The sequence below is a fragment of the Nocardia canadensis genome, assembly GCF_032656385.1.
Lineage (GTDB): Bacteria > Actinomycetota > Actinomycetes > Mycobacteriales > Mycobacteriaceae > Nocardia > Nocardia canadensis.
This window is the reverse complement of the sequence record NZ_JAVCWB010000008.1, coordinates 1,386,716-1,398,776: the sequence shown is the minus strand read 5'-3', so window position 1 is coordinate 1,398,776 and position 12,061 is coordinate 1,386,716. Positions and strand designations below refer to the sequence as shown.

The following is a 12,061-nucleotide window of genomic DNA, read 5'->3' as shown; positions in this document are numbered from 1 at the left end:
AAGGACATGAGCATCAGCGAAATTTTCGACGGCATCGCACAAGGAACCGTGGATGTCATCGACCTCACGACCCCGCTGAGCGACGCGACACCGGTTGTACCCGTGCCAGCGCCGTTCGCGGCGACAGCGCCACTGACGTTCCACCCGGTCAGCAACTTCGACGAAGCCGGCCCTGGCTGGAAGTGGAGCGATATCACCCTGGGTGAACACGCCGGAACACACGTTGACGCGCCGCGACACTGGATCAGCGGCAAAGACGGCAAGTCGGTCGATGAGATCGAACCCACGCGTCTGGTCGGGCCGGTCGCCGTCATCGACCTGACCGCCGAGGTCGCCGAAAACCAGACGTTCTTGCTCGAGACCGGGCACCTGGAACAGTGGGAAGCCGAATTCGGGCGATTCCGGCCCGGCACGTGGGTGGTCGTCCGTACCGGCTGGAGTGTCCACGGTTCAGATCCGGCGCGGTTCGCCGGCCCCGAGGGCTGGCCGGGAATCTCACTGGCGGCGGCGAAATGGCTCGCGGGTCACCCGAACGTCAGCGGATACGGCGTCGAAGCCATCGGGATCGACAATATGGGAGCGGGTCCGTCGGAAGAACCGGCTGCGGAAGAACAAGATCCGGGAGCTTTCGGGCCCGGACACTACTATCTGCTCGGCGCGGACAAGTACGGCCTCACGTCCTTGCGGAACATCGACCGTCTGCCCGCGGCGGGCGCCTTCATCGTCGTCGCGCCGCTGCCTCTTGTCGGCGGTACCGGCGCACCAGCCCGTGTCTTCGCGTTTGTGCCGCGTGGTTGAGAAGGATGGACAAGAGCATGACGACGAAGCAGGACACGTTCGATCTCGTGGTGATCGGATGCGGTGCGGGAGGTCTTTCGGCGGCCCTCGGATTCATCGAAGAGGCCGGCCAGCGCGGTAGGACCCCGACGGTGGCGATCATCGAACGCAGCACCAAGGCCGAGCGCGGCGGTGCGACACGGTGGTCATGGGTGAACGTCATGGTCGATCCCGACGGGACCGTCGATGCCGGCATCGTGGAACGAGTCCTCGACTCCGACCCGGCATTCGACCGCGAGTACTTCGCGACGTTGCGCGAACTCGGCGGTGACTCGGTGAAGTGGATGCAAGCGAACGGTGTCACTGTCACTCACACGCCGCCGCCGTTCGCCATGGAATCGAACTACGGGGCAGTCGAGGGTGGTGGCCTTTCGCTCGTCGACGCATTCGCCGCGAGGATCGAAGCTCATCCCGGCACCACGTTCCTGTACGAGACCGAGGCACTGCGCCTGACTCAAGACGAACAAGGCCGCATCGTCGGTGTGGTCGTCCGGGGTGCGGACGGCCTGACGCGCAACGTCGGTGCGGGCGCAGTCGTTCTCGCATCAGGTGGTTTCGAAGGAAACTACCAATTGCTCACCCAGTACGTCGGCCCACGTGCAGGCGAGATCCGTCCCGTCGCTCCAGGGCTGCGCCACAATCTTGGCGACGGGTTGCGGATGGCGACTGAGGTCGGCGGCAGTACGGCCGGGCAGTTCGACATGCTGCACGTGGAACTTGTCGATCCACGTTCAACGAAGCCGGATCCCGGGGTCTTCGGCGCACCGTACGGAATCATGGTGAATCGGGCTGGTGAGCGGTTCATCGATGAGGGCAGCCGAACCTTCGAAGGGATCAACGAGTACCTCGCGTGGACGGTCTGGCGAGATCACGGAAATCTGGCGTACTTCGTCTACGATGCGGACGCTGCGGCCCTGCCCGGGTTCGAGTTCCTCAACCAGACGGATGTGGCGCCATACGAGTCCGCAACCATTGAGGGACTCGGCGCGGCGATGGGTGTCGACGCCACGAGATTCGCGGCAACCGTTGAAGCGTTCAACGCAGCGGTGAGCGATGGCGAGTTCGATCAATCCAAGAAGGATGGTAAGCGAACCTCGGGCCTGACTATCGAGAAGTCGAACTGGGCGATGCCGATTCGTACGGCGCCGTTCTGTGCGCTTCCGGCATCCGCGGCAGTGACATTCTGTTTCGGTGGCGTAAGGACCGACACCAGGGCACGAGTCGTCACGGGAAGCGGAACGCCGATTCCTCATCTCTACGCAGCGGGAGTGGTGACTGGGGTGTGGTACCAGGAATATCCTGGAGCGCTCTCAGTGCTTCGCTCTGTGACCTTCGGTCGGATCGCCGGCCGCGAAGCCGCAGGACGCCTGCCGAATTGATGATGCGGACCTGGGGGCCTGACCCTCTACGGGTCCACGCCGAGTACTAGCACGATGTCGCTGCCTCCTGATGCAAGTGTCACCAGGAGGCAGCGGCGCATCGGTGGTGGACAGTTGGCGATGTCGAGCCAACTTGTGTTCCGAGATAATTCGCTGATTGAATCGAGTAGTCGTTGAGTACCGATGGATCGACGAGGCCAGCTTGTATCTGTGAATGCGCGCGGCCCTGAGACTGCCGCGGTGAGATCTGGCGCCCGCCATCGCCGCGGACTTCACGATGCCGTACTCCCGGCCGACGGTTGTATGACATTCCAGGTTCGCAGAGCGCGACGATCACCACGATTTGTTGCTGCCCTCGGGTGCCGGCATGGCAGCTGTCGGCACCTGGACCACGCCGGAGCTTTCCTCACGGCCGGCCTCATCTCGAGACACGCCGCGAGTTGTGATAGTCCTACTGTCACCACGGAACTCTGCGACCTGGGTTCCGCCGGCGTCGGTGACGGTGACGTCGTAGATGCCGTTGCGGCCGTAGCGCACCCGTTCTACAGCTCGGGCGGTGAGAACGTCGCCGGAGTGAGTGGGCCTCAGATAGTGGATATCGGCGTGGGCGGCGACGGCTGGACGTTCGTAGCTGTTGCAGGCGAGCGCGAAGGTCGTGTCGGCGAGTAGGAAGACGTATCCGCCGTGCGTGATGCCGTGACCGTTGACCATCGAATCGGTGATCGTCATCCGCGCAACAGCGTGGCCGGGCGTGAGCTCGACGATCTGGATTCCGAGTGCCCGGGAGGCGGTGTCGGCTTCGAACATGGCCTCTGCCGGGCTCGGAGCCGTGTGCTCGAGGGATGTCATTCTGGATCTCCACAGGGTGCGAAAAGAATGTGCGGGCCGCGGAATCGCGGCCCGCACAGCGGCTATGAGCTCGGTTCGAGGTGTTCGATGTACATCGTCACCGAACCGGTGGCGAAATTGCGCACGTCGCGCGCGGCGTCCCTCATCTCGGGGGAGACCAAGGCAAGTCGTAGCGCGTGCTCGGTCTCGAAGCTCAGATGGGCGACGGCATAGTAGGGCGGTGCGGAGCCGTCCAGTGATGCACATTTGGCCCAGGTGAATTCCTCCAGACCGGGCACCTTCAGTGTGAGTGGGATGTGCACGCTACGGTAATGTTCGTCGAATGCGGCGGGGTCGGTGGGGATGCCGTAGCAGACCGCGATCCTCGGTTTCATACGTTGTCGCCCTTCGGCTTCGAAACCAGGGTGAGCACGTCGTAGGCGGCGACGGCCTCCCCGTTCTGATTGGTAATGACGCTGTCCCAACGGACCTCTCCGTAGTCCGCGCCGCTCCGCGGCGTGATCTGCTTGGCGGTCAGCGTCACGGTGAGTTCGTCGTCGGCCTTGACCGGGGTCAGGAAACGCAGGTTGTCGACACCGAAGTTCGCCAGCACCGGTCCCGGTGCGGGGTCGACGAACAGCCCGGCGGCCAACGACACCACCAGATACCCATGCGCGACGATGCCGCCGAAGAGCGGATTGTCCGCCGCCGCGCGAGGATCGGTGTGTGCGTAGAAGGTGTCGCCGGTGAATTCGGCGAAGTGCGCGATGTCGTCCGGCGTGACCCTGCGTGGGCCGCCGACGATGGTGTCTCCGAGGCGGAGCTCGCCGATGTCCTTGCGAAATGGGTGTACACCGTCACTCACCTGCGCTGCACCAGCCACCCAGCGGTTGCCGACAGCGGTGAGGACCTCCGGGCTGCCCTGCACCGCGGTGCGCTGCATATGGTGCAGCACCGCGCGGATGCCTCCGAGTTCTTCGCCACCGCCCGCGCGGCCGGGGCCACCATGTACCAGTACCGGCAGCGGCGACCCGTGACCGGTTGATTCCTTGGCGTCCACGGTGTCCAGGACCAGCACCCGGCCGTGATACGGCGCGAGACCGAGCACGATCTCACGGGCCAGCGTTGTCTCGCCGGTTACCACGGAGGCTACAAGGCTGCCCTGGCCGCGGGCGGCGAGGGCGACGACATCGGAGATATCGGTGTAGCCGATAACTGTGGCGACCGGGCCGAACGGCTCGATGTCGTGCGGCTCGTCGGCGGCGTTGTCGTTGCAGCGCAAAAGGATCGGCGGCAGATAGGCGCCGGGGCCGGCAGGCGGCTCTGTCGAGCCGTGGACGATCTCGCAGCTCTTGGCCAGCCCACGCACTGCCTGCAGAACCTCCTCGCGCTGCTCGACGCTCACCAGCGCGCCCATCAGGATGCCCTCGGTGGCGTCCGGTCCGGTCACCACGCGGTCCAGCCGAGCCTTAGTCGCGGCGATCACGTCTTCCACCAGGGAGTTCGGCACGAACGCGCGGCGGATGGCGGTGCATTTTTGACCGGCCTTGGCCGTCATTTCGGTCACCAGCTGTTTGACGAACAGATCGAACTCGGCGGAGTTCGCGGTCACGTCTGTGCCGAGGATGGACGCGTTGAGCGAGTCGGTCTCGGCGCTGAACCGGACACCGTTGGCCACCACCGCTTCGTGGGTGCGGAGTACGCCGGCCGTGTCGGCGGAGCCTGTGAACAAAATCGAGTCCTGGCCGCCCAGCTGATCCAGCAACGGTTGCCCGCTGCCGCACACCAGCTGCACCGAACCTTCGGGCAACAGGCCGGATTCGATGATCCGGCGGAACACCAGCTCGGTCAGATACGCGGTTTGCCCGGCCGGTTTGACAATGGTGGGCAGTCCAGCGAGGAATGCGGGCGCCAGCTTCTCCAGGAATCCCCAGACCGGGAAATTGAACGCATTGATCTGAACGGCCACCCCGCGGCGCGAGGTGTAGAGATGCTGCCCGAGGAAGGTGCCGGTCCGGCCCAGTCGCTCTGCGGCGCCGTCGAGTACCACGGTATCGTTCGGCAGTTCACGTTTGGCCCGGCTGGCGTAGCTGAGCAACGTACCGATACCACCGTCGATGTCGATACCGGAGTCCCGGTCCGTCGCGCCGGTCGCGCGAGACAGTTCGTAGAACTCCCGCTTGCCCGCCATCAGCGCCTGGCCGAGTTCTTTGAGCCCGGCGGCCCGCTGGTGGAAGGTCAGCGCCGCCAGTGCGGGACCGCCGACGCTTCGCCCGTAGTCCACCGCGCCGGCATAGTCCAGGCCGGTGGAGGAGATCCGGGCGATCTCGCTACCGTCGACCGCGCTGTGCACCGGCGAACCCTCGTCGGGCGCGCTGTACCAGCTCCCTGTCACATAACTTTGCAGAAGTCTGCTCACCACATCTCCTTCAACCGTCCGTTCGGTCGGTAATTACCATCCCTGCGGAATCGGTTCCTGTCAAGGACGGGAGATGGTCAGTGAGTTCGCAAGCCCTCGAAGGTCATGGCGACAACCGCGTCGGCGAGTTGGTCGGCGCCGTGATCGCCGCGGGGCTTGTACCACTCGATCAGGGAGTTGACCATGCCGAACAGCAGGCGGCTGATCAGCGACGGGTCGATGTCGGGGCGCAGGTCACCTTCGGCGGCGGCATCCTTGGCCAGGGTGGCGACGAACTCGTCGAATTCGCGTCGACGCGCCAGTGCGCGCCGCTCGACCGCGCTGTTTCCTCGCACGCGCAGCAGAAGCGTCACGTAGGGCAGCTCCGCCACCAGGACATGCACGCTCCGGCGAACCAGGTATTCGAGCCGTGAGACCGAGCTGCCGCTGGTGGCTTGTGGTTCCGTGGTTGCGGCGAAAAGGGCGTTGAGTGCCCGCGACAGCGCCAGCTCGAGCAACTCTTCCTTGCCTGAGACATGGTGATAGATCGAGGATTTCGTGATCCCGAGTCGCTTGGCCAGCACTTCCATGCTGGTGCCGTCATAGCCCTTCTCGTTGAAAACCTTCACGGCGACGGACAGCAATGAGTCCAGGTCGTAGCCCGGGCGTCCGGGTCCCGACCGGCGAGTGGCGCGTTCGGCAGTCATGGGGACATCTTCCCAGGTGGGGCGATTCGAAAGTCGATGGGCAAATGCAAGGTTGATTACCGACCGAATGTTCGGTAATACTTGAGTCAGCGACGACAGGAGTGACAATCGTGCAGAACGTGTATCTCGTCGACGGGGCGAGGACCCCGCAGGGGCGCTACGGCGGCGCACTGGCGGCACTGCGACCCGATGATCTGGCAGCCACCGTGATCGCCGAGTCGGTGCGCCGGTCCGGTGTGCCCGTCGACGCCGTGGACGAAGTGATCTTGGGCGCGGCGAACCAGGCCGGTGAAGACAACCGCAATGTTGCGCGGATGGCGGTGTTGCTCGCGGGGCTGCCGGATGCCGTCCCCGGGTTCACCGTGAACAGGCTGTGCGCCAGCGGCCTGACCGCCATCGGCACAGCCGCGGCCATGATCCGCGCCGGCGAAGCCGACGTGATTGTCGCCGGGGGCGTGGAATCGATGACCCGCGCCCCGTGGGTGATGGCCAAACCCGGCGCTCCCTGGGCCAAACCCGGCGAGCTTGCCGATACCGCGTTGGGCTGGCGATTCACCAATCCGCGTTTCGTCGAGGCAGATCGTGGTGTGCTGAGCGACCCGCCGCATGTGCGCAAGGTGACGCTTTCGATGGGCGAGACAGCCGAGGAGGTGGCCGCGGCCGAGAACATCACCCGAGCTGACAGTGACGAGTTCGCCCTGCGCAGCCAGCAGCGCGCCGCTGCCGCTGCCGCTGCCGGGCACTTCGACCGCGAGATCGTACCGGTCACGGTCGACGGCACCGAGATCACTGCGGACGAGACGCCGCGCCCGGACACCACCTACGAACGGCTGGCTCGGCTGCGACCGGTCTTCCGCGCCGACGGCATCGTCACCGCCGGATCGTCCTCACCTCTCTCCGATGGCGCGGCCGCCCTGGTGGTGGCAAGCGAGGCGGCGGTGCGCGAGCACGGGCTGACCGTACGCGCGCGGATCGTGGCCGGCGCCAGCGCCGGCGTCGCGCCCAATGTGATGGGACTCGGGCCGGTGCCGGCCACGCTCAAAGCGCTGGACCGGGCCGGGTGGACTCGGGACGATCTGGGGGCCGTGGAGCTCAACGAAGCCTTCGCCGCCCAGTCGCTCGGCGTGATCCGGCAGTTGAAGCTGGACGAGGAAGTCGTCAACACCGTCGGCGGCGCCATCGCGCTCGGCCATCCACTGGGATGCTCGGGGGCCCGAATCCTGCTGACTCTCCTCGGGCGTATGGAGCGCGATGGCCACAGCCGCGGCCTGGCGACCCTGTGCGTCGGCGTCGGCCAGGGTGTCGCGATGCTGGTGGAGGCGCCGTGACCACGGCCATGCAATTCCAGACGATCGAGGTCACCGAGACCGGCGATCGGATCACCGTGACCTTGGACCGCCCAGCGCAACGCAATGCGATCAACACGGCCATGGTCGCCGAGCTGCACCAAGTCTGCGAGAGGCTGGAGCGCGACCCGAAGTTGCTGCTGCTGACCGGCCGCGGGGACCACTTCGCCGGTGGCGCCGACATCGTCGAACTCCGCGACCGCAACCGCGATGCGGCGCTGGCGGGGATCAATCGCAATCTGTTCGACCGGTTGGCCCGACTGCCATTGCCTACCGTCGCAGTGGTCAACGGATACGCCATCGGCGGGGGAGCGGAACTCGCCTATGCCTGCGACATCCGGATCGCCACACCCACAACTGTATTCGCCAATCCCGAACCGGGTCTGGGCATTATGGCCGCGGCCGGTGCCGCATACCGCCTGCCCGCCCTGGTCGGAGCCTCGCTGGCCAAGCAAGTGCTGCTCGCCGGCGCGCGCATCGACGCCGAGACCGCGTTGCGCAGCGGCTTGGTGTTCGAGGTCGTCGCCGACGGCACCCACCTGCAGGCCGGCCACGACCTGCTCGACCGCATCGCGGGCAACTCCGCGCTGGCGCTGCGGCTCACCAAACTCGTCGTCGAGGCCAGTGCACCGCGGCACCTCGCCGACGATCTCGCCCAAGCCGTGCTGTTCGAGACCACGGATAAATACGACCGCATGACTGCGTTCCTGGAGAGGAAGAACCGATGACACAACAGACACCGGATATCGTCGCCGTCGTCGGCGGCGGCCGCATGGGCGCGGGGATTGCGCAGGTGTTCGCCACCATCGGCGCCGCCGTCACCGTCGCCGAGGCCGGTGACAGGGAAGCCGCCATCGGCCGCATCGAGGCCGGGCTCGAGGCGGCAGCACTGCGGGGCAAGCTGTCCGGGATCTCGCCCGAGGAGGTGCTTGCCCGGGTGACCGTGGTCGCCGAGATCGACGACCTACCCGCGGCCACTGCTCTCGTGATCGAGGCGGTGCCCGAGGATCTCACCCTCAAGCTCGACGTGCTGACGACTGTGGAGAAGGTCGTAGCCCGCGAAACCGTGATCGCTTCCAACACCAGCTCGCTGCCTATCGGTGATCTCGCAGCCGCGCTGTCGGACCCCTCCCGGTTTCTCGGTATGCACTTCTTCAACCCAGTACCTGCCTCGAGCCTGGTCGAGATCGTGCGTTCGGAAGCGACCGAAGCCTCCATCGTGGCCGCCGCGCGCCACTGGGTCGCCGCTCTCGGAAAAGAAGACATCGTCGTCAACGACTTCCCCGGCTTCGCGACCAGCCGCCTCGGCGTCTGCCTCGGGCTCGAGGCGATTCGAATGCTGGAGGAGGGTGTTGCCGACGCCGAGGCTATCGATCGCGCGATGGAACTGGGCTACCGGCACGCCATGGGCCCCCTGCGTTCCACCGATCTCGTCGGGCTGGATGTCCGGCTGGCAATCGCCGAGCATCTGGCCGTCGAACTCGGACCGCGCTTCGAACCGCCACAACTGTTGCGGGACAAAGTTGCGCGTGGCGAACTCGGCCGCAAGACCGGCAGCGGCTTCCACACCTGGGACACCATGAAGGAGAAGCGATGAGTGCCACGACAGCCGATCCCGTGCGCGTCACGTGTGACGCCGGGCTCGTCACCATCACGCTGTCCCGGCCCGACGCGGCCAACGCGCTGAACACCGCGCTCAAACACGCCCTGCTCGCCGCGATCCGCGAGACGGCGACCGATCGGGCAGCGCGCGCTGTGCTGTTGCGCGCCGAGGGCAGGCACTTCTGCGTGGGCCAGGATCTCGCCGAGCACGCCGATGCCTTGAGTCAGAGCCCCGAGATCGCCATGGGCACCATCGCCGAGCACTACAACCCGTTGATCACTGCGCTGGCCGGGCTCGAGATCCCGGTGGTCGCCGCGATCAACGGCGCCTGCGTCGGCGCGGGTTTCGGGCTGGCGCTGGCCGCCGACATCCGGATCGCCGCCGCCGATGCCTCCTTCGCGACCGCGTTCACCGGGATCGGGCTGGCGAGCGACTCCGGGCTGAGCTACTCCCTGGTTCGCGGCCTCGGCGAGAGCCGCGCCACCGGGCTGCTGATGCTAGGTGACAAGGTTACCGCTGAGCAGGCCGAGATGTGGGGGCTGGTACATCGCCGAGTACCCGCGGCCCAGCTCGCCGAGACCGCCCGCGTCGTTGCCACTCGCCTCGCGAACGGACCGACCGCCGCTTACGCCGCGGTCAAGGATCTCGTTCGCAACGGCGCCGCCGATCTGCCCGATGCGCTGGAGCGTGAACGAGAGATCCAGGAGCGCCTCGGCGCAACCGACGACCACCGCGCCGCGGTTTCGGCGTTCCTGGCCAAGACCACACCCGAGTTCAAGGGCCGATGAGGAGACCTCGATGACGTCCACCGAGAACCTGCAAGCGGAATTCGATCACATCGTCGCCGCCGAGCAGCGAGTCGAACCGCGCGACTGGATGCCGGATGCCTACCGCCGCACCTTGATCCGCCAGATCGCCCAGCACGCGCATTCCGAGATCATCGGGATGCAGCCGGAAGGCGCCTGGCTCGCCTCCGCGCCCTCGTTGCGTCGCAAGGCGATTCTGATGGCCAAGGTGCAGGACGAGGCAGGCCATGGGCTCTACCTCTACTCCGCAGGTGAGACGCTCGGCATCGATCGCGGTGAGCTGACCGACAGGCTGATCGCCGGCTCGCAGAAGTACTCGTCCATCTTCAACTACCCCAGCCTTACCTTCGCTGATGTCGGCGTGATCGGCTGGCTGGTCGACGGCGCGGCCATCTGTAATCAGGTTCCGTTGTGCCGCAGCTCTTTCGGACCGTACGCGCGAGCAATGGTGCGCGTCTGCAAGGAGGAATCCTTTCATCAGCGTCAGGGCTACGAGCTGCTCATGACCATGATGAGCGGCACCGCTCAGCAGCGCGAGATGGTGCAGGACTCGGTGAATCGCTGGTGGTGGCCGGCTTTGATGATGTTCGGCCCGCCCGACGACGCCTCACCCAACACCGTGCAGTCCATGCAGTGGCGGATCAAGCGGCACACCAACGACGAACTGCGCCAGCGCTTCGTCGATATGAGCGTGCCGCAAGCCGACATGTTGGGTGTCAGCCTGCCGGACCCGGAACTGCGGTGGAACGAGAGTCGCGGGCACCACGATTTCGGTACCCCGGACTGGGACGAGTTCACCCGCGTCATCTCCGGTGACGGCCCCTGTAACGCCGAGCGCATCGCGGTGCGCGCAGCGGCCCACAACGACGGCGCCTGGGTGCGTGCGGCCGCGGCCGCCTTCACCCGGCGTGAAGCGGAAGGAACACGATGATGCCCGGCAGCAATGGAATTCGCGCGGACTGGCCGCTGTACGAGGTGTTCGTACGCGGCAAGCGCGGCCTCAACCACGTCCACGTCGGCTCGCTGCACGCCGCCGACGACGAGATGGCGCTGCGGCACGCCCGCGACGTCTACACCCGCCGCAACGAGGGCGTGAGCCTGTGGGTGGTGCGCTCCGACACCATCGCCGCCTCCAGTCCGAGCGAGAAGGACCCCTTCTTCGCGCCGAACCGGGACAAGGTCTACCGCCACCCCACCTTCTATGACATCCCTGACACCGTCCCGCACATGTGAGGCAGCCATGATCGAGCACGACAACGCCTACTCCGGCCTGCTGGAAAGCGACGACCACGATCGCTGGGCCTTCGGCGGCGACTTCGACGATCCACTGGCCGGCATCGACACCTCGGTGCCCGCCGGTGTAGATCGCAGCACGCTCGCGCGCTACTGCCTGACGCTCGCCGACGACGCCTTGGTGAGCGCACAGCGGCTCACCCAGTGGTGCACCCACGCACCAGAACTCGAGGAAGAGGTCGCCCTCGCCAACATCGCGCTGGACCTGGTCGGGCAGGCGCGGCTGCTGTTCGCCCGCGCCGCCGCCGCCGATTCCGCACTGGTGCCGGTGATCTCATCGACCTCGCCGGTGCCTGTCGACGACGCATTGGCGTTCTTCCGGGACGCATCGGACTACCGCAATATGCGGCTGTGCGAGCTCGCCAACGGCGACTTCGCGCACACCGTCGTCCGGATGCTGCTCATCGTCACCTGGCGGAGTCTGCTGTTCGACCGGTTGCGCACATCCGGGGATCCGGTGCTGTCCGCCATCGCGGACAAGGGCCTCAAGGAGCTCACCTACCACCGTGACTACGCCGCGCGCTGGGTGGTGGTGCTAGGCAACGGCACCGAGGAGTCACGGCGCCGCACCGAGGACGCGCTGACAACGCTGGAACCGTATGTCGCCGAGCTCTTCGCGACGACCGGCGATGAGCGAGAGCTCGCCGCCGCGGGCATCGCGGCAGACCCCGCCACACTGGCCGACGACTTCGAACGGATCCTTGTCGCCATCCTGGGCGCCGCTGGTCTCGTCATGGGGTCCAGGACGGGCGCTACGCCGTCCACTCCGATCGGTCGGCTGGGCGAACACTCCGACGACCTCACCGTCCTGCTCGCCGAGATGCAGAGCGTAGCCCGCGCTCATCCGGAAGGCCGGTGGTGACC

Annotated in this window: 12 protein-coding genes and 1 pseudogene; 9 read left to right on the top strand and 4 right to left on the bottom strand. The window is 66.3% G+C overall.

Features of this window, described 5'->3' with window-relative positions:
- The first annotated feature begins 6 nt into the window (after nucleotides 1-6).
- Together Q7X29_RS20330 and Q7X29_RS20325 are read left to right on the top strand one after the other, a co-directional pair.
- Complete coding sequence (locus Q7X29_RS20330; RefSeq protein ID WP_316575069.1) at nucleotides 7-798, top strand: cyclase family protein; 792 nt, start codon at nucleotides 7-9, stop codon at nucleotides 796-798.
- Between the two features lie 17 nt (nucleotides 799-815).
- Nucleotides 816-2,216, top strand: coding sequence for an FAD-binding protein (locus tag Q7X29_RS20325; protein ID WP_316575068.1), 1,401 nt, complete (start codon nucleotides 816-818; stop codon nucleotides 2,214-2,216).
- A gap of 444 nt (nucleotides 2,217-2,660) precedes the next feature.
- Here the strand turns inward: Q7X29_RS20325 and paaI are convergent.
- The 4 genes and pseudogenes from paaI to Q7X29_RS20305 all read right to left on the bottom strand — a co-directional run.
- Nucleotides 2,661-3,065, bottom strand: a pseudogene (gene paaI, locus Q7X29_RS20320) (hydroxyphenylacetyl-CoA thioesterase PaaI); the annotation flags it as partial.
- A gap of 62 nt (nucleotides 3,066-3,127) precedes the next feature.
- Entirely contained in the window at nucleotides 3,128-3,439 is a 312-nt protein-coding gene (locus tag Q7X29_RS20315; protein WP_316575067.1) for an EthD family reductase, read from the bottom strand.
- Nucleotides 3,436-5,463 (bottom strand): phenylacetic acid degradation bifunctional protein PaaZ, encoded by a 2,028-nt coding sequence (gene paaZ, locus Q7X29_RS20310; protein WP_316575066.1) that lies wholly within the window; start codon nucleotides 5,461-5,463, stop codon nucleotides 3,436-3,438. Before paaZ ends, Q7X29_RS20315 begins: the two co-directional genes overlap by 4 nt.
- A gap of 77 nt (nucleotides 5,464-5,540) precedes the next feature.
- Nucleotides 5,541-6,149, bottom strand: a complete 609-nt coding sequence (locus Q7X29_RS20305) for a TetR/AcrR family transcriptional regulator (RefSeq protein ID WP_316575065.1) — start codon at nucleotides 6,147-6,149, stop codon at nucleotides 5,541-5,543.
- A gap of 110 nt (nucleotides 6,150-6,259) precedes the next feature.
- Here Q7X29_RS20305 and Q7X29_RS20300 point away from each other — a divergent pair, with 110 nt between their 5' ends.
- From Q7X29_RS20300 to paaC, 7 genes are read left to right on the top strand one after another with little or no spacing between them, the layout of a single operon-like run.
- Complete coding sequence (locus Q7X29_RS20300; protein WP_316575064.1) at nucleotides 6,260-7,477, top strand: thiolase family protein; 1,218 nt, start codon at nucleotides 6,260-6,262, stop codon at nucleotides 7,475-7,477.
- An 8-nt stretch (nucleotides 7,478-7,485) separates the two neighbouring features.
- A complete protein-coding gene (locus Q7X29_RS20295) occupies nucleotides 7,486-8,223 on the top strand; it encodes an enoyl-CoA hydratase/isomerase family protein (protein ID WP_316575395.1) in 738 nt (245 codons plus the stop codon).
- Nucleotides 8,220-9,092 carry a 3-hydroxyacyl-CoA dehydrogenase family protein gene (locus tag Q7X29_RS20290; RefSeq protein ID WP_316575063.1) on the top strand — a complete coding sequence of 291 codons (873 nt, stop codon included), beginning with the start codon at nucleotides 8,220-8,222 and terminating at the stop codon, nucleotides 9,090-9,092. Before Q7X29_RS20295 ends, Q7X29_RS20290 begins: the two co-directional genes overlap by 4 nt.
- Nucleotides 9,089-9,886, top strand: a complete 798-nt coding sequence (locus tag Q7X29_RS20285; protein WP_316575062.1) for an enoyl-CoA hydratase-related protein — start codon at nucleotides 9,089-9,091, stop codon at nucleotides 9,884-9,886. The genes Q7X29_RS20290 and Q7X29_RS20285 overlap by 4 nt, the downstream gene beginning before the upstream one ends.
- A gap of 10 nt (nucleotides 9,887-9,896) precedes the next feature.
- A complete protein-coding gene (paaA, locus tag Q7X29_RS20280) occupies nucleotides 9,897-10,835 on the top strand; it encodes a 1,2-phenylacetyl-CoA epoxidase subunit PaaA (RefSeq protein WP_316575061.1) in 939 nt (312 codons plus the stop codon).
- Entirely contained in the window at nucleotides 10,835-11,137 is a 303-nt protein-coding gene (gene paaB / locus Q7X29_RS20275; RefSeq protein WP_316575060.1) for a 1,2-phenylacetyl-CoA epoxidase subunit PaaB, read from the top strand. Before paaA ends, paaB begins: the two co-directional genes overlap by 1 nt.
- Before the next feature lie 7 nt (nucleotides 11,138-11,144).
- Complete coding sequence (gene paaC / locus Q7X29_RS20270; RefSeq protein ID WP_316575059.1) at nucleotides 11,145-12,059, top strand: 1,2-phenylacetyl-CoA epoxidase subunit PaaC; 915 nt, start codon at nucleotides 11,145-11,147, stop codon at nucleotides 12,057-12,059.
- The last annotated feature ends 2 nt before the right edge of the window (nucleotides 12,060-12,061 follow it).